Genomic DNA, 15951 nt, shown 5'->3' on the forward strand with positions numbered 1-15951 from the left:
GCAATGAAGATGAGCATGCCGCATCGTCTCATAGGGATAGCCGTCGTGATGGCCGCCCTCGCGGCGGCGCCGGGGCCGGTCCACGCGGCCGCCACGGTCCCGATTGCCAGCTTCGCCGCCAGTCCCCGGTTCCAAGCCGCCTCCGCCGCCAGCGGCGAGCCGGCCACCTTCCTGATCGACGTCCGAAACTTCAACGAACGTGCCCCGCTGCCGGTGAGTTTCGAGCTCGCCGACCTCGACGAACGGGGCTGGATTACGGCCCCGCATACGACGCCGTACAGTCTCGTCGGCTTGGCGACCCTGCCCGAACCCATGACCTTCGGTCCGGGTGAAACAAAGCGCGTGGCGGTTGTTGTCAAAAGCGATGGACGCACGCACTACGGCTCGGTGGTCGTCGTGGCGGGTCCCCCCGGCGCTCCGTTCGCGCGGATCGCGCTCAAGATCGTGATCACCGCTCCGGACGCCGCCGCGGAGCCGGACATCCAGGTCACCCCGGCGTCCTCCGGCACGATCAAGTTGGATCTTCGCAACACCGGTGACGGGCTCTTGAGTCTGCGCGGCGTGATCTTCTTATTGTCGCCGGACAACCGCTTCCTGGGGCGCCTGGATGTTCCCCTGGTGGCGATACTGCCGCATGGGAGCGCGTCGATCACGCTCCAGTGGCCGGAGAAGTTGCCTTCGGGCACGATCGCCCGCACAGTACTTACGCAGGAAGGGAGAAAGCCATTCGTCGTAAACGCCACCGTACCATAGCCGCGGTCATCGCGGTCCTCGGCGCGCTCCTGAGTCTTGTCCCCGCTCCCGCGGCCGCCCAGGACCACGGCCCGTCGTCCCCGGGAGCTCTGCGGGTGCGGGTCGGAGAGCAGCTCGTCCTGCGCGCACCGGCGGGCATGATTCATGCCGAAGCCGCAGATCCGTCGATCGCCGAGGTCACGATGCCGTCCTCCGACACCGTTCTCGTGCGGGGGATTCGCCCGGCCGATACGGTCTTGCTGCTTGTGAACAGCACGACCGCCGTCGCGCAGCCCCTCCGCGTCGCTCCGGCGTTGGCGATGTCCGGCACCGCGGCGGATGCGGCATCGCCGGTGGGATTCGTCGACCTCACCTACATTCCCGACGCACATGCGTTCTGGGCGGACGTCCACCGCCCGGGTCTTGATGCGACGATCAGTGCAGGCGGCTGGCAGGTCCATCTCCTCAGCGGCGGGCTCACGGTCGTCGGGGCGAGCGCGCTGCAGACCCCGCTTCAGAATTTCGGCGTGGCGCCGGGCGCAGGCGCGAGCATTCGCACGCCCGACGGATGGGAGCTTATCGCGAGTACAATGCAATCGCAGATCGTCCATCACTGGCCGCTCGGCGGGACTAATGAGGTGGCCCTCGCCGCCACGATGGCCGGACCACTCGCCACGCTGCACGTCGAGCGCGGCGGGGTGGCCGTGGACCTCGGGACCCTGTACGAGAACGGGGCGGCGCAGAGTGCGGGCGCGCTGACCGCGGCGATCGGGGCTGTTCTGGTGGCGTACACGTTCGGGCCGCAGGGAACCAGCCTGTCTGCCGAGATCCCCTTGGGCGGGTGGACGATCAGCGCGGCTACCGGTTCACAGGGTTTACAGATCGGTTTTGGCGGATCGCTTGGTACCGGCAACCGCGCGACTGTTTGGACCGGCTCTGGAAGCTACGGGTTCGGCATGACCGTGCCGATAGGCGCCGGAGGTACGATGACCATCGCCGCGAACCCAGGCGGCGTCTCCGCATTCGCCAGCACGGCGGAGAGTCCCGCCGCCGGGGTGACGACCACGACGGGGTTCGGCGCCGGCGCACTCACGTTGACGAGTCCGCCTCATGACGTTCCGGTCTTGGCCTCCGCCGCGGCGTTTGGGGCCTCTCCGGCGACGCAGGCCGAAGCGCGCGCGCCGTCCCTTCTTGTTCCCTATCTGGCGCGGGCGAGGATTGAAATTCCAGCGGAGCCCGTCGCCGCGCTCGCCAGAGCACCTCGATCGCCCAACGGCTTCGCAGGGGAGCCCGTGTCGATTCCGTCCGGTTCAGCCGCGCTCATTCTCCATGTGTGTCTCCATAGTGCGAGCCCGAAGACCATCTGCGATCCGGCCGATCCTACGGTAAGCCTTCGTCTTTATGTGGATGATCGGCCAATCGAACCCTCCGGGGTCGCGCTGCCGATCGTCCCGGGACCGCATGCCGTTGCGATCCGTCCGGAGGACCTCCCGCAATTTCTGGTCCCGCTCGGCGCGTTGACCTGTCCCATCAACGCAACGGCGGGCGGCATCGTTGTGTGCGACTTTGCCTTCCGGCGCGCCGGGGCGCAATGACACACCGCATCACGACGGTGGCAGCGACACTTCGAGGTCGATCGTTGGCGACACAACGAACTGTGCCGCTCGCGAGAGCGGTTAACCTCGTGCTCGTGGCGGGTACCGTATCAGACATCGGCGGCGGCGCCGGTGATTCGGGTTCCGCACGAACGGAGAGCGCTCCTTTGGCCTATGCTATAATGAGCGGTGCGCGGCGGCGTAGCTCAGGTGGTCAGAGCACGCGGTTCATACCCGCGGAGTCGGGGGTTCGAAGCCCTCCGCCGCCACCACCAGTCTCCCTGTCGTGCACCGTCGCGCTGTCACAGTTCGACCGGCCTCGCCGTCCGCATGGAGGTGAGCAGCGCCGTGATGACGCGCAGCGTGCCCACGGCGTCGTCGGGAGAATAGGGCACGCCGGTGTCTTGAAGGACGGCGTCGGCGAATCGCTCTGCCATAACCTGATACTGGTTGACGCCCGGCACGGTGAGCACCGTGCGCTCCGCTCCTCGTATGAGGTGGATCTCCGCATCGCCGGTCCCGGGGAGAAAGGCCTTCGGGACGGCGAGCCGTCCCTCCGTGCCGATGATGTCATACTCCTCACGCCGGGGCATCGTGAGGCCGCAGTCCAGCAGCGCCAGGCGGCCGGAGCCGAACGCCAGCACCGCGCCGACGAGTTCGTCGACCCCGGTCTCCCCGACGTACCCTTGAGCGAATACCTGCTCAGGTTCTCCCAGGAGCATCCGGGTCACGTTTACGGCGTAACACCCGACATCGTAGAGCGAGCCGCCGCCCAACGCCGGGTTGAACCGAATGTTCCGGCTTGGGTCCCGGGCCGGAAACGTGAACGATGCGCGCAGGAGTTTGAGGTCGCCCACCACGCCGCGGGCGACCATCTCGACGACCCGTTCTGTTCGCGGGTGGAACCGGTACATGAAGGCTTCCATGAGTTTCACGCCGGCCCGCGCGCACGCCGCGACCATCTCCCGGGCGTGCTCCGGCGACGTGGTCAGGGGCTTCTCGCACAAGACGTGCTTCCCGGCCGCCGCGCACCGCAGCACCCAATCGTGATGCAGCGCATTCGGCAATGGGACATACACGGCCTGGACCTCGTGATCGTCCAGCAACGCCGCGTACGAGCCGTAGGCCCGCGCGATGCCGAGACGTTGTGCGGCCTCGTCCGCTCTGGCCGCGTCCCGGCTTGCAATCGCAACGATGCGTCCGTTGCGAGACTGCTGGATCGCCGGGAGCACGACGCGCATGCCGATGTTGGCCACACCGAGGACTCCCCAACGGACGCGGTCCATTCGTGCGCTTCAACCTCTCCCGCGCTCCCGGAGGGGCGCCCGCCGCTTACGCTGTGAACAGCGCGTAATACCCGATTCCGAGCACCACGACCACCGAGACCAGCACCAGGACGACGACCGTCGTCGGGTCCATCACCGGAAGCGGCAGGCGCGCGTGGATCAGTTGCTGCAACGGCATCGTCACCGCGCCGGCCGCGCGCGACAGAGCGTCCCCCAGTCCCTGGACCGAACTGGTCAGCGAACCGGCGTTGACGGAGTTCAGGACATATTCCATGGCGGACCTCCGTTCAGCATGCCTTCGGGGGTTTCCTCTGGAGCAGGTGGAACCGGGCGCGGCGCCGCGCATGTCGTCGATCACCCAGTTCCGACCGTCGGGAATTGCGCGTGAGGCCGGCAGGGGCTACACTGAAGCCACGACGGCTTTGGACACTCGCAGGGATGGGAGAGGCCGCTACCACGACTTTTCGATCTCTTCATCATGAGATCTCATTCACACGGGAAGAATATGGGAACAGCCGCGTGACCCGCCCACGTTGTACGCGGTAGCGTCATTACGAGGTCGATCGCCGGTGACACAACGGATTGCGCCGCTCGCGAGAGCGGTCATTGTCGCACTCGTGGCGGGCACCTTGTCCGGCGTCGGAGGAAGCGCGCCCGGCGCGGTCATGCTGCCTGCCGCGGGGACACCCGCCGCGCCGGCGGTCCCCGGCCAACCCTGGCAGACACCCACAGTCCTCGTTCCGATTGGAGCCCAGGTCGCCGGCTCCGTGCTCAAGGTCGATGTCGACGACCGCCGCTACGTCACCGCCGGCACGGTGCTGATCGAATTGGACCCGAGCCGCTACCGGACCGCGCTCGCACAGGCGCGCGCCCGCGCGGCGGCGCTGACGGCGCAGGTCAACGCCGCCCAGGCCAGGCTTGCCGCGGGGCGGCATCAGGCCGCCGCCGGCGTCACCGCCGCGGTCGGCAGCGCGTCCACGATGCCGCCGCTGCCTTCTCTGCCGCCAATCGCCGTCCCGAAGGTCGACGCGGCGACCAAGGCGCAGCTCGCACAGGTCCAGCAGCAGATCGTGGCCGCCCGGACCGAGGTGTTGAGCGACGCGCAGTCCGAGGCGGCGTCCGCGCGCCAGACCGTTGATCGCGACCAGGCGCTGCTTGCGCAGGGCCTGATCGCCGCGCAGCAGCTCAATGCCGATACGGCCGCGTACACCGCGGCGCAGGGACAGGTCTCCGCCGCACGCACCGAGCTTCGGAGCGCGCAGGCGGGTGCGCTGCGGGCGGCCGAAACCGTCGCGCAGGCTCAGGCCGCGATCGCGGCGGCGCAGCGCCGCGTAAGCGCCGCGCAGGACGATGCCGCGGCCGCGACGACCGCGGTCGATCGCGACAAGGCGCTGGTGGCGCAGGGAGCGGTGGCCGTGCGGCAGATCACCGCCGATACCGTGACGCAGGACGCGGCGCAGGCGCGCCTCCAGGCGGCGACCGCCGAGCTCCACCGCGCGCAGGCCGAACTGACGGCGGCGCAGGCCGAGGCCGTCGCCGCGGCCGCCGTCCGCCGGCAGGCGCAGATCCTCCAACAGGCCGGGGCGGTACGCGCGCGGCATGCCGCGCAGACGCGGGTGTTGGCGCAGCAGGCCGCCTCCACGATCGTGACCGCCGCGGAGGGCGCGCGCGCTCTCGCGGCGCTTCAGACGGACGCCGTCAACGCGCAGACCGCCGCCCGGCGCGCCGAGGCGAATCTCGCCGAAACGGTCGTGCGCGCCCCGGCCGGCGGATGGGTGGTGCCGCCGGTCGTGCGGCCGGGCGACTCCGTCCGGCAGGGGCAATCGGTGGCGATGCTGGCCGTCGACGCGCAGCGTCAGACCGGTACGGCCGCCGCCGCGCCCGCGGGGGCCACGCCCGGCGCGTCGCAGCCTCGTGCCGGTCCGGCTCAACTCGCCCAGATCGCCGCGGGCGAACGGCAGGTCCTCGCGGAGCTCAACGCGGAAGCGGCGCGCATCTCGTCGATCAGCGCGACCGCCATCCCCGAGATCCCGCCCCGCCCGGGCGTCGTCCTGTACGGGCTACCGAACGGAGGAGCCGAACCGTTCAATCAGGCGAACGGCACCGTGCCGACGCTGCTCAACGGCGGAATGCCGTGGCCGATTCTCGGTCCCATCACGTCCGGCTTCGGATGGCGGGTTCATCCGATCTTCGATACGCCGGAGTTTCACACGGGCGTGGATATCGCGGCCTCGATGGGCGCGGTGATCGACGCGCCGGCCGCCGGCACCGTGATCTTCGCTGGCTCGCTGCCGGCCAACGGGACGCTCGTGATCCTGGACCACGGCAACGGAGTCACGACTACGTACTCGCACCTGTCGGTGTATCGCGTGTACGTCGGCGAACACGTGCAGCGCGGCCAGGTCATTGCCCAGGTCGGCAGCACGGGATGGAGCACCGGTCCGCACCTGTTCTTCGAGATCCGCAAGAACGGGCACCCGATCAATCCCCTGAGCTTGTAGCCGCGGCCTGCTATCCACGGGGCGCGGCCAACCGAACGCGGGCGAGGTGGGACATGGGCCGTGAGTGGTTCCATAACCTCCGCGAGGGGGGCATTCCGCGCACGCTGGCCGCCGGCATCCGCGCGCGGGTGTTTCCGGGCACGCACGTGATGCTCTCCGTCGTCGAGATCGAGCCGTGGTCCGAGTCGCCCGTGCACGCGCATCCCAACGAGCAGTGGGGGCTGTGCCTGGAGGGGGAATGGATTCGGATCCAGGACGGCGTCGAGTATCCGGTCCGGGCGGGCGATTTTTGGGAGACGCCGCCGAATGTGCCCCACGGGGGACGCGCGCTTGCCGGCCGCTGCGTCGTGCTCGACGTCTTCGCGCCGCCGCGGGACGATTATCGCCGCGCGGGCGCGGGCTACGGCGACGCTGAAGTGCGGGGGAAGGCGCGGGACGGCGCCTAGCGGGATGGCACGCGATCCGCTCGCGGCGCAGGTTCGCGAGACCATCCGAACGCACGCGATGCTCGCCGGCGGCGAGCGCGTCGTCGCGGCGGTGTCGGGCGGACCGGATTCGACCGTGCTGCTGTCGGTGCTGGCCGCGCTGCGGGAGGACCTCCGCCTCGATCTGCACGCCGCCCATCTCAACCACGGCCTCCGGCCCGAGGCGTCGCTCGATGCCGCCGCGGCGGCCGGGATGGCCGCCTCCCTCGGCTGTCCTTACCATGAAGCGACCGAGGACGTCGCGGCGGCGGCCGCGCGCGAGCGGCGCTCGATCGAGGACGCCGGCCGCGAGGCGCGGTACCGGTTCCTCGCCGGCGTCGCCGCGCGGATCCAGGCGGCGGTCATCGCGACGGGGCATACTCGGGACGATCAGGCGGAGACGGTGCTGATGCGCCTCCTTCGGGGGAGTGGACCGCGGGGACTGGCGGGCATCCCGCCGGTGCGGCCCCACGGCGGCCTGCGCGTGATCCGTCCGCTGATCGAAACGCCGCGCGCCGAGATCACCCGTTATCTCGCGCGGCACGCGCTCGACGCGCGCGAGGACGCGTCCAACCGCGATCTCAGCGTGCTCCGCAACCGCGTCCGCCTTGTCCTTCTGCCGATTCTTGAAGGGTATAATCCCGATGTGCGGCGGGCGCTCGCAAGGCTTGCCGGCGTGATGCGAGACGAAGCGGATGCGCTCGACGCGCTGAGCGCGCGTGATGTGGACGCGGTGCTTCGCGGCACCCGCGCCTCGGTGCGGATCGCTCCGGACGCGTTTGAGCGGCTCCCGGTCGCCCTGCAGCGTCGCGCGCTGCGGGAGGCGATCCGGCGGGTGCGCGGGAACGGCGACCAGATTGCGTTCGTTCATATAGAAGAGGCCCGTTTAGGGGTCCTCGGCGGCCGGTCCGGCGCGGTGTGGGAGGCGCCGGGCGGGGTGCGGATCTTTCGGCGGCCGGATGTGATCGAAGTGACGGCGATGTAGGCCCGGCCGTGTAGTAGGGATTACGTATTTCGAGGGTAACGGCGTGTGCTATAATTTATCGAAGTCGCGGCACGCTCAGGCTTCCGGACGGGTGACACCGGCGGGCCGGCTTCCGCGCGGAGGTCCCCGCGGTGTTCAATAAGTACGTGCGGAATTTGTTGGTCTGGGCCCTCATTCTGGTGGTCGTATTGTACCTCGTGCTGCCGCTGTACCACCAGCGCGCCCCCCGGGAAGAGATCTCCTACAGTGAGTTCATCGACAAGGCCCGCAGCGGTCAGGTCGCGCAGGTGACCGTCAGCGACGAGAGCGTCTCCGGGCAACTGAAGGACGGGCGGTCGTTCCGCGCCTACATTCCGTCGGGCGACGCGTCGTACATCGACCTGCTGCAGTCCAAGGGCGTCACGATCACGGTCGAGCCGCGGTCGCGCTCGTCGATGTGGCCCAACCTGCTGACGACGATGCTCCCGTTCATCGTGCTCGTGGGCCTGTGGATGCTGATGCTCCGTCAGGCGCAGTCCGGATCGAACCAGGCGATGTCGTTCGGCAAGAGCCGCGCCCGTCTGCACACCGAGGCGAAGACGCGGGTGACGTTTGAGGACGTCGCCGGGGTGGACGAGGCGAAGGAAGAGCTGGAGGAGATCATCGAGTTCCTCCGCCATCCGAAGAAGTTCCAGGCCCTCGGGGCGAAGATCCCCCGCGGCGTGCTGCTGGTGGGCCCGCCCGGGAGCGGCAAGACGCTGCTCGCGAAGGCGATCGCGGGCGAGGCGGGGGTGCCGTTCTTCTCCATCTCCGGCAGCGAGTTCGTGGAGATGTTCGTCGGGGTGGGCGCGAGCCGGGTGCGCGACCTGTTCGAGCAGGCGAAGAAGTCGGCGCCGTGCCTCGTGTTCATCGACGAGATCGACGCGGTGGGCCGGCAGCGCGGGGCGGGGTTGGGCGGCGGGCACGACGAGCGCGAGCAGACCCTCAACCAATTGCTGGTCGAGATGGACGGCTTCGATCCCAATGCCGGGATCATCGTGATCGCGGCGACGAACCGGCCGGACATTCTGGACCCGGCCTTGCTGCGCCCGGGGCGGTTCGACCGGCGGATCGTGGTGGACAACCCGGACGCGAAGGGCCGCCGGGCGATCCTGGACGTGCACGTGCGGGGGAAGCCGGTGAGCGAAGACGTGGCCCTCGACGTGCTGGCGCGCCGGACCCCGGGGTTCAGCGGGGCGGACTTGGCCAACATGGTGAACGAGGCGGCGCTCTTGGCGGCGCGGCGGGGGAAGAAGCGGATCGGCCGGTCGGAGATGGACGAGGCGATCGAGCGCGTGATCGCCGGCCCCCAGCGCAAGAGCCGCATCCTCTCGCCGAAGGAGCGGGAGCTCACGGCCTATCACGAGGCGGGGCACGCCCTCTTGGGCAAGCTCCTGCCGCAGGCCAACCCGCCGCACAAGGTGACGATCCTCCCGCGCGGGATGGCGCTCGGCTATACGCTGCCGCTGCCGCAGGAGGAGAAGTACACCCTCACGCGCGGGGAGATCCTCGCCAACATCACGGCGATCCTGGGCGGCCGGGTGGCCGAGGAGATCGTGTTCGGCGAGATCACGACCGGGGCGGCGAACGACTTCGAGAAGGCGACCGACCTCGCGCGCAAGATGGTGACGGAGTTCGGGATGTCGGACAAGCTCGGTCCGCTCACGCTCGGGGCCAAGCACGGGCCGGTGTTCCTCGGGCGCGACCTCGTGGAGAGCCGCAACTACTCGGAAGAGATCGCCTACGAGATCGACAAAGAGATCCGGCACATCATCGACGAGTGCTACAGCCGGGCCCGCCAGGTGCTGACCGAGCACAAGCCCGTGCTGGAGCGGATCTCCCGGGCGCTCCTCGAGCGGGAGTCGCTCGAGAGCGACGAGCTCGACCTGCTGATTGCCGGCCAGCCGCTGCCGCCGGACATGCCGGAAACACCGCCGCCGCTGCCGGGCGTGACGCAGGAGGTCAAGTCGTTCCCGCGGTCCGAGAACAAACCGGTCACGCCGTCGCTGAAGCCCGAGGCAACCGGGTAGTACCCGACCGAACCTACCGAAGCAATCCGGGAAGGAGGAGCCGCGCGGCTCCTCCTTCTTCGTGTAGAATGGACCGGTGAGGTTGGCGTAGGATGGCGAAGATCGGGCAGCTGCGGGGACGCCGCGGACATCGCACCAACTGGGTGCCGGTGGCGGTCTACGTGCTCCTCGTGCTGCTGGTCGGCGGAGGACTCTTCGCCTGGGACCAAGCCTACGAGGCGCGGCAGCGCGCGTTGTTCGCGCCGGCCTCTCCGCCGGTGATCGTCCGCAACATGATCGAGAGCATCGTCGGCGCCGGGGCCGTGTCGAACGTCAAGATCGACGACAAGGCGGGCACCCTCGACGTCACGGTCAAGGACGTGCTCGTCAAGCCCGGCCAGCCGCTCGACGAAAAGAAGAAAAACCTCTCCACCGAAGGCGCCCTCGCGATTCAGTTCGTGCAGAGCCGGCTTCGCTACAAGACCATGACCGTGCATCTCGTCCAGGCCAAGGACGGCAAGCCGCTGGCCACGGTCACGGCGGGCGGCCAGGCCGCCCCGAAGACCGAGTACGCGCCGGACTTGAAGTAAGGTTAGAAGGCGAAGACCGCGCGGACCTCGGCGGTCACCGGCATCGTGCCCGGCAGCACCGGCGTCGCCGGCGCCGCCTGCATCACCGCGAATCCCGGCCGCGGCCCCGTGACCACGCCCACCTGCTCGATTCTGATGAGGCGCAGGCCGCCGACGCCGGCCGCGCCCGCGATCGCGTTGGCGGTGGCCTGCGCGTTCTGCACCGCGAGCCGGACCGCCTGCGCCCGGTACGCCGTCGCATCGCGCAGGGTCCAATTCACGCTGTCCACGCCGTTCGCGCCGGCGCCCACGCCCGCATCGATGACCGCGCCGACGCGGCTGATATCGTCGACGGTGACGAGCACGCGGTTCATCGATTGGTATCCGATGATCGGTCCCGTCCCGCCCGAGTCCGGACGGTGCTGCGGGTACAGGGACACCGTCGTCGTCCGGCTAGCGGTTTGGGGAATCCCCGCGGCCACGATCGCGCGGACCACCTGCGCCATGGTGGCGGCGCTCTGCTGCTGCGCCTCCTGCGCGGTGGGGCGCTGCACGATCACGGAGAGCGCCACGGTCGCGCGGTCGGGCGTGGCATCCACCGAGCCGTCGCCGGTGACGACGATGGTGCGCTCGCGGGCGGCGGGCGGGCCTTCCGGCGCGGGCCTCGGCGTCGGGGCGGTCTGGCTGTAGGCGACGCCGGCGCACCCCACGGCGACGAGCAGCACGGTCGGGACAAGCCAGCGGAACGGCGACATTGTCATCACACCTCCTGATGGTAGCGCACGACTGCTAAAACGCCGCGGAGACGCGCGCGGTTCCTGCGGGGAAGGAACCCCCGCGGTTGGGCAGAACAAAAGGGAGTTCTCGCGCCCCGTGCCGGCGGACCGGCTGCTGTCGGCGGACCGGCTAACGCCGGACTCACCGACCACCATGAAATTACAGCCGGACCCGTCGGCCACCATGAAATGAAAGCACACGGCTCCGACGGAGGGTTGCATGTTCGCATTGAACTTTTATTCGCCGCTGCTGGCCGCCGCGCTCCGCGATGGGACGAAGACGCTGACGGTGCGGCTGGGGGACAAGCGTCCCAAGTATCAGGAAGGTCAAATTGTCTGGGTGACCGTCGGCCAAAAGCACGGCACGCGGCAGAAGGTCTTCACCGCGGTGATCGACCGCGTCGAGGCCAAGCTGCTCCGCGACGTGACGCCGCGCGAGATCATCAAGGACAATCCCGCCGCGCGGGAGCACGGCGATCTGCTCGAGTTTCTCTCGACGATCTACAGCCGGCGCGTCGGCCTCGAGGACACCGTCACCGTCATCCACTTTTCCCGCATCGCCAACGCCAGGGAGGAATGACGCGCCCACTCCGCTGATCGAATGCGTTCCCAACGTGAGCGAGGGCCGGCGGGCCGGCGTGATCGCGCGCATCGCCGGCGCGGCCGGTGCCGGGCCGGGAGCGCGCCTGCTCGACGTCTCTTCGGACGCCGATCACAACCGTACCGTGCTGACCGTGGCGGGCGCGCCGGACGCCGTGTGCGAGGCGGCGCGCCGGGTGGCCGCCGCGGCGGTCGCGGAGATCGATCTCAACGGACATGAGGGCGTGCATCCGCGAATCGGCGCCGTCGACGTCGTGCCGTTCGTTCCGCTCTACCGGGCGTCCATGGCGGAGTGCGCGGCGCTGGCGTACCGGTTCGCGGCGTACGCCGCCGAGTGTCTGCATCTCCCGGTCTACCTCTACGCGGAGGCGGCGCGCCGGCCGGAGTTCCGCAGCCTCGCGGCGATCCGCCGCGGCGGCTTCGAAGGCCTGCGGACCGCGATCGGGACCGCCGGGCGCGGGCCGGACCTGGGGCCGGCGCAGGTGCACCCGACGGCCGGCGCCGTGGCCGTCGGCGCCCGCGGGGTGCTGATCGCGATGAACGTCGACCTGACCGGCGCGGACGTGGCGGTCGCGCGCGCGATTGCCCGCGCGGTCCGGGAGTCGTCGGGCGGTCTGCCCGCGGTCCAGGCCATGGGCGTGTGGCTCCCCCGCCGCGGCGCGGCGCAGGTCTCGATGAACCTGCTCGACTACCGCCGCACGCCGCCGCTGGCCGCGTTCGAACGGGTGCGCGACGAGGCGCAGCGCCGGGGCGCCGGCGTCGCCGCCGGGGAACTGATCGGCTGCGCCCCGCGTGACGCGCTGCCCGCCGATCCTGTGACCGCGCTGCGCCTGCGGGCGTTTCACCCGGGTCAGATCCTGGATCCGGAGCGTCTCGCGGGCGAGCTCGACACCGCCCGCGCGGACGGGCGCCCCTGATCGGGGAGTCCCGGGTGCCGGAGCCGCCCGCCCGGCCCGCCCCGCTGCGGTGCGGGCAGACCGTGTTCGAGTTCGGGCGGCGCACCTTTCTCGTCGGCATCGTCAACATGACGCCCGACTCTTTTGCCGGCGACGGCCTGAACGGCGACGCCGGCGCCGCCGAGGCGATGGGGCAGCGGTGGAAAGAGCAGGGCGCCGACGTGATCGACGTCGGCGGGCAGTCCACGCGCCCGAGCGCGGTGCGGGTGCCGGTCGACGAGGAACTGCGGCGAACGATTCCCGCCGTGCGCCGGCTCGTGTCGGTCGGACTGCCGGTGAGCGTCGATACGTCGTCCGCGCGCGTCGCCGCCGCGGCGCTCGACGCCGGAGCGGCCCTGATCAACGACGTGACCGCGCTCACCGGAGATCCCGCGATGGCCGGTGTCGTCGCGCGCGCCGGCGTGCCCGTCGTGTTGATGGACGGGCGCAACCGCCGCGGCGCCGCGGACATCATGGCGGAGACGCACGCCTACCTCGCCGGCCGCCTGCGCGCGGCGGGCGCGGCCGGCATCGAGCCCGTCCGGGTCGTCGTCGATCCGGGGTACGGATTCGGCGTTTCGCTCGCGCAGAACATGGAGATGCTGCGGCGTCTCAGGGAACTCACCGCGCTCGGCCGTCCGATTCTAATCGGCACGTCGCGCAAAGGGAGCATCGGCAGGGTGTTGAACCTCCCCGTCTATCAGTTGATGGAGGGCACGGCCGCCACGATTGTGATCGCCATCGCCAACGGCGCCGACTTCGTGCGCGTGCACGACGTCCGGGCGATGGTCCGCGTCGCGCGGATGACGGACGCGATCGTGCGCGGTCTTCCGTGAGCGACCGCATCGTGCTGACCGGGCTCGCCTTCTACGCCCACCACGGCGTGGGCGGGGAGGAACAGGAGCGCGGGCAGGTGTTCACCGTGGACGTCGCGGTCGAGGCCGATCTGCACCGCGCCGGACACACCGACGAGCTCGCGGACACGCTCGACTACCGCGACCTCTACGCGCGGATCAGGGATGCGATGACCGGGACGCGCTATCATCTGCTGGAAGCCGCCGCGGAAGCGGTCGCGCACGCGGTGCTCGGCGTCGACCGCGTGCGCGCGGTGACGGTGTGCGTGCGCAAGCCGCACGTGCGGCTCGGCGGCCCGCTCGAGAGCGCCGCCGTCGAAGTGACCCGCCGCCGGGGACCGGTGTGAGCCGCGCGTTTCTCGGTCTCGGCTCGAACGTCGGCGACCGCGCGGGATACCTGCGTGACGCCGTCCGCGGGCTCGATGCCCCGGATCTCCGCGTGACGGGACGATCCGGCGTGTACGAGACCGTCCCCTGGGGGCTGACCGGCCAGGCCACGTACCTGAATCAGGTGGTCGCCGTGGAGACCACGCTCTCGCCGCGCGCGCTGCTCGGCCGGTGCCGCGCCGTCGAGGCGGCGCTGGGGCGCGTGCGGGGTGAGCGGTGGGGTCCCCGCACCGTCGATGTGGATATTTTATTGTACGGAGACGCGACCATCCGTGAGCCCGGCCTGGCGGTGCCCCACGTGGATCTGGCCCGCCGCGCGTTCGTGCTCGTGCCGCTCGCCGAGGTGGCGCCGGGGTTGCGGCTCCCGGACGGGACGGCCGTCGACTCGCTGCTCGCGGCCAGCCCCGACCGCGAGTCGGTCTGGCGCTGGGACGACGCCGACGCCGGCACGATCGGCCGCGAGGTTCGCTGGTACGACACGCTGCCCTCGACCAACGAGCTTGCCCGCCGCGAGGCCGAGGCCGGCGCGGCGGAGGGGCTGGTCGTCGTCGCCGAACAGCAGACCGCCGGGCGGGGACGGCTCGGCCGCGTCTGGGTATCCCCTCCGGGTGGACTCTGGTTTTCGATCATCTTGAGGCCGTCTCTCGGGGTGGCGCAGATCCCGCTCGTCGGGCTGGCCGCGGCCATCGCGACGGCCGCAGCGATCGAGGAGACGACGGGCCTGCACCCGCGCCTGAAGTGGCCGAACGACGTGCTCGTCGGCGGCCGCAAGGTCGCCGGGCTGCTGCTCGAGGCCGGACCCGTCCGCCGCGACTCGCCGGCATGGCTCGTCGCCGGCATCGGCATCAACGTGAACGTGGCGCCGGAGGCCCTGCCGTCGCGCCCGCGGTATCCCGCGACCTCGCTTGCCGCGGCGACGGGCGGCTCCGCCGATCGCGGGCGGCTGCTGCGGGCGCTGCTCCGCCGGCTGAACCGGGACTACGATGAACTCCGGACGCGCGGCGGGGAGGACATCCTGGCGCAGTGGCGGGCGCGATCGGAGACGCTCGGTCGGGTCGTGCACGTGTCCACCGCGTCGGAGACGATCGAGGGCTTGGCCCGCGACGTCGACGAGACCGGGGCGCTGCTGGTTCGAACGCGCGGCGCCGACCGGCGGATCGTCGCGGGCGACGTCACCGGCGAGGCGGAGGCGGGGGCACAATGACCGGGCCGGGGAGCCGGCGGTGACGCACCGCGCCATCACCGACGTGCCCGGCGTGGCGGTCGGGCATGCCACGGATGGCGGGCATCTCACCGGATGCACCGTCGTCGTGTGTGAGGCCGGCGCGATCGCGGGGGTGGCCGTGCTGGGCGGCGCGCCCGGCACGCGCGAGACGGATCTCCTGCGTCCCGAGGCGCTCGTCGATCGCGTGCACGCGATCGTCCTGGCCGGCGGCAGCGCGTTCGGCTTGGCCGCGGCGGACGGCGTGATGCGCGTCCTCGAGGCCCGCGGCATCGGATTCCAGACCGGTGCAGGGCCGGTGCCGATCGTCCCCGCGGCGGTCCTCTTCGATCTTGCGATCGGCAGCGCCGCGGTGCGTCCGGACGCGGCGATGGGTGAGGCGGCGTGCCGCGCGGCCCGGCCGGGACCGGTCGAGGAGGGGAACGTCGGCGCCGGCACGGGCGCCACCGTCGGCAAGCTGCGGGGCGCGGAGAGCCGGATGAAGGCAGGCGTGGGCACGTGGAGCGTGCGCCTGCCCGGCGGCGCAACGGTGGGCGCCCTCGTGGCGACCAACGCGTTCGGCGACGTGCTCGATCCCCACACCGGCCGGATTCTTGCCGGCGCCCGAGATCCCAAGACCGGCGCGTTTCTCGACACCGCCTCGCGGCTCATCGAGGACGACGCGCCGCTCCGCCGTCCGTTCCAGAACACGAGCATCGGGGTGGTCGCGACCGACGCGGTCCTCACCAAGGCCCACGCCGCGCGGCTGGCCATCGCGGCGCACGCCGGCCTCGCGCGCGTCGTCTCGCCTTCGCACACGTCGGCCGACGGCGACACGTTCTTTGTTCTCGGCACCGGGACGACGGCGGCCGGCCGGCTGGCGCTCGAAGCCGCGGTCGCCGGCGCAGTCATGGAGGCCGTCGCGCGATCGGTGCGGCTCGCGAAGAGCGCCGGCGGCGCGCCGGGGCTCGCCGGGTAACGCCCGGACTCCTTTGCGCGTTTAGACAGGAGAGCCGCTCGGGTGGGTCAAACGGACGGG

The 15951-nt window shown here is 70.8% G+C and carries 16 protein-coding genes and 1 tRNA gene; 14 read left to right on the top strand and 3 right to left on the bottom strand.

Annotated elements, in window-relative coordinates; translation table 11 throughout:
- The first annotated feature begins 3 nt into the window (after positions 1 to 3).
- The 3 genes from VKT83_08195 (at position 4) to VKT83_08205 (ending at position 2599) form a co-directional block, all read left to right on the top strand.
- Positions 4 to 753: a hypothetical protein gene (locus VKT83_08195; GenBank protein ID HLY22434.1), complete on the top strand. Its 750-nt coding sequence runs from the start codon at positions 4 to 6 to the stop codon at positions 751 to 753.
- A gap of 95 nt (positions 754 to 848) precedes the next feature.
- Complete coding sequence (locus VKT83_08200; GenBank protein ID HLY22435.1) at positions 849 to 2327, top strand: hypothetical protein; 1479 nt, start codon at positions 849 to 851, stop codon at positions 2325 to 2327.
- Positions 2328 to 2522: 195 nt separating this feature from the next.
- Positions 2523 to 2599: transfer RNA gene (locus tag VKT83_08205), tRNA-Met, on the top strand.
- Between the two features lie 30 nt (positions 2600 to 2629).
- On the opposite strand, the gene VKT83_08210 is transcribed toward VKT83_08205, so the two are convergent.
- Positions 2630 to 3613, bottom strand: coding sequence for a Gfo/Idh/MocA family oxidoreductase (locus VKT83_08210; GenBank protein ID HLY22436.1), 984 nt, complete (start codon positions 3611 to 3613; stop codon positions 2630 to 2632).
- A gap of 46 nt (positions 3614 to 3659) precedes the next feature.
- Complete coding sequence (locus VKT83_08215) at positions 3660 to 3887, bottom strand: hypothetical protein (GenBank protein ID HLY22437.1); 228 nt, start codon at positions 3885 to 3887, stop codon at positions 3660 to 3662.
- A 295-nt stretch (positions 3888 to 4182) separates the two neighbouring features.
- On the opposite strand from VKT83_08215, the gene VKT83_08220 reads away from it, so the two are divergent.
- The 5 genes from VKT83_08220 (at position 4183) to VKT83_08240 (ending at position 10180) form a co-directional block, all read left to right on the top strand.
- Positions 4183 to 6114: a peptidoglycan DD-metalloendopeptidase family protein gene (locus VKT83_08220; protein ID HLY22438.1), complete on the top strand. Its 1932-nt coding sequence runs from the start codon at positions 4183 to 4185 to the stop codon at positions 6112 to 6114.
- Between the two features lie 53 nt (positions 6115 to 6167).
- Positions 6168 to 6560 carry a cupin domain-containing protein gene (locus tag VKT83_08225; protein ID HLY22439.1) on the top strand — a complete coding sequence of 131 codons (393 nt, stop codon included), beginning with the start codon at positions 6168 to 6170 and terminating at the stop codon, positions 6558 to 6560.
- A gap of 4 nt (positions 6561 to 6564) precedes the next feature.
- Positions 6565 to 7563 (top strand): tRNA lysidine(34) synthetase TilS, encoded by a 999-nt coding sequence (gene tilS / locus VKT83_08230; protein ID HLY22440.1) that lies wholly within the window; start codon positions 6565 to 6567, stop codon positions 7561 to 7563.
- Between the two features lie 131 nt (positions 7564 to 7694).
- Complete coding sequence (ftsH, locus tag VKT83_08235) at positions 7695 to 9611, top strand: ATP-dependent zinc metalloprotease FtsH (GenBank protein HLY22441.1); 1917 nt, start codon at positions 7695 to 7697, stop codon at positions 9609 to 9611.
- Positions 9612 to 9703: 92 nt separating this feature from the next.
- Positions 9704 to 10180 carry a hypothetical protein gene (locus VKT83_08240; protein HLY22442.1) on the top strand — a complete coding sequence of 159 codons (477 nt, stop codon included), beginning with the start codon at positions 9704 to 9706 and terminating at the stop codon, positions 10178 to 10180.
- A gap of 2 nt (positions 10181 to 10182) precedes the next feature.
- Here VKT83_08240 and VKT83_08245 read toward each other — a convergent pair whose 3' ends face one another.
- Entirely contained in the window at positions 10183 to 10920 is a 738-nt protein-coding gene (locus VKT83_08245) for an SIMPL domain-containing protein (GenBank protein ID HLY22443.1), read from the bottom strand.
- Between the two features lie 235 nt (positions 10921 to 11155).
- On the opposite strand from VKT83_08245, the gene VKT83_08250 reads away from it, so the two are divergent.
- The 6 genes from VKT83_08250 to VKT83_08275 are packed head-to-tail and all read left to right on the top strand — an operon-like array spanning position 11156 to position 15891.
- On the top strand, positions 11156 to 11515 hold the full coding sequence (locus tag VKT83_08250) for an ASCH domain-containing protein (GenBank protein HLY22444.1): 360 nt from the start codon (positions 11156 to 11158) through the stop codon (positions 11513 to 11515).
- A 16-nt stretch (positions 11516 to 11531) separates the two neighbouring features.
- Positions 11532 to 12452, top strand: a complete 921-nt coding sequence (ftcD, locus tag VKT83_08255; protein HLY22445.1) for a glutamate formimidoyltransferase — start codon at positions 11532 to 11534, stop codon at positions 12450 to 12452.
- Between the two features lie 14 nt (positions 12453 to 12466).
- Positions 12467 to 13306: a dihydropteroate synthase gene (gene folP, locus VKT83_08260; protein ID HLY22446.1), complete on the top strand. Its 840-nt coding sequence runs from the start codon at positions 12467 to 12469 to the stop codon at positions 13304 to 13306.
- Entirely contained in the window at positions 13303 to 13671 is a 369-nt protein-coding gene (folB, locus tag VKT83_08265) for a dihydroneopterin aldolase (GenBank protein HLY22447.1), read from the top strand. Before folP ends, folB begins: the two co-directional genes overlap by 4 nt.
- Positions 13668 to 14915, top strand: a complete 1248-nt coding sequence (locus VKT83_08270) for a biotin--[acetyl-CoA-carboxylase] ligase (GenBank protein HLY22448.1) — start codon at positions 13668 to 13670, stop codon at positions 14913 to 14915. Before folB ends, VKT83_08270 begins: the two co-directional genes overlap by 4 nt.
- 19 nt (positions 14916 to 14934) lie before the next feature.
- The gene (locus tag VKT83_08275; GenBank protein ID HLY22449.1) at positions 14935 to 15891 is read left to right on the top strand and encodes a P1 family peptidase; all 957 of its coding nucleotides are present in this window, start codon (positions 14935 to 14937) and stop codon (positions 15889 to 15891) included.
- The last annotated feature ends 60 nt before the right edge of the window (positions 15892 to 15951 follow it).

The sequence above is a fragment of the bacterium genome, from assembly GCA_035308905.1.
Lineage (GTDB): Bacteria > Sysuimicrobiota > Sysuimicrobiia > Sysuimicrobiales > Segetimicrobiaceae > DASSJF01.

Coding starts and splice junctions, on each gene's coding strand:
- VKT83_08195 (HLY22434.1), top strand. CDS start 4: ATGAAGATGAGCATGCCGCATCGTCTCATAGGGATAGCCGTCGTGATG.
- VKT83_08210 (HLY22436.1), bottom strand. CDS start 3,613: ATGGACCGCGTCCGTTGGGGAGTCCTCGGTGTGGCCAACATCGGCATG.
- VKT83_08215 (HLY22437.1), bottom strand. CDS start 3,887: ATGGAATATGTCCTGAACTCCGTCAACGCCGGTTCGCTGACCAGTTCG.
- VKT83_08225 (HLY22439.1), top strand. CDS start 6,168: ATGGGCCGTGAGTGGTTCCATAACCTCCGCGAGGGGGGCATTCCGCGC.
- tilS (HLY22440.1), top strand. CDS start 6,565: ATGGCACGCGATCCGCTCGCGGCGCAGGTTCGCGAGACCATCCGAACG.
- VKT83_08240 (HLY22442.1), top strand. CDS start 9,704: ATGGCGAAGATCGGGCAGCTGCGGGGACGCCGCGGACATCGCACCAAC.
- VKT83_08245 (HLY22443.1), bottom strand. CDS start 10,920: ATGACAATGTCGCCGTTCCGCTGGCTTGTCCCGACCGTGCTGCTCGTC.
- VKT83_08250 (HLY22444.1), top strand. CDS start 11,156: ATGTTCGCATTGAACTTTTATTCGCCGCTGCTGGCCGCCGCGCTCCGC.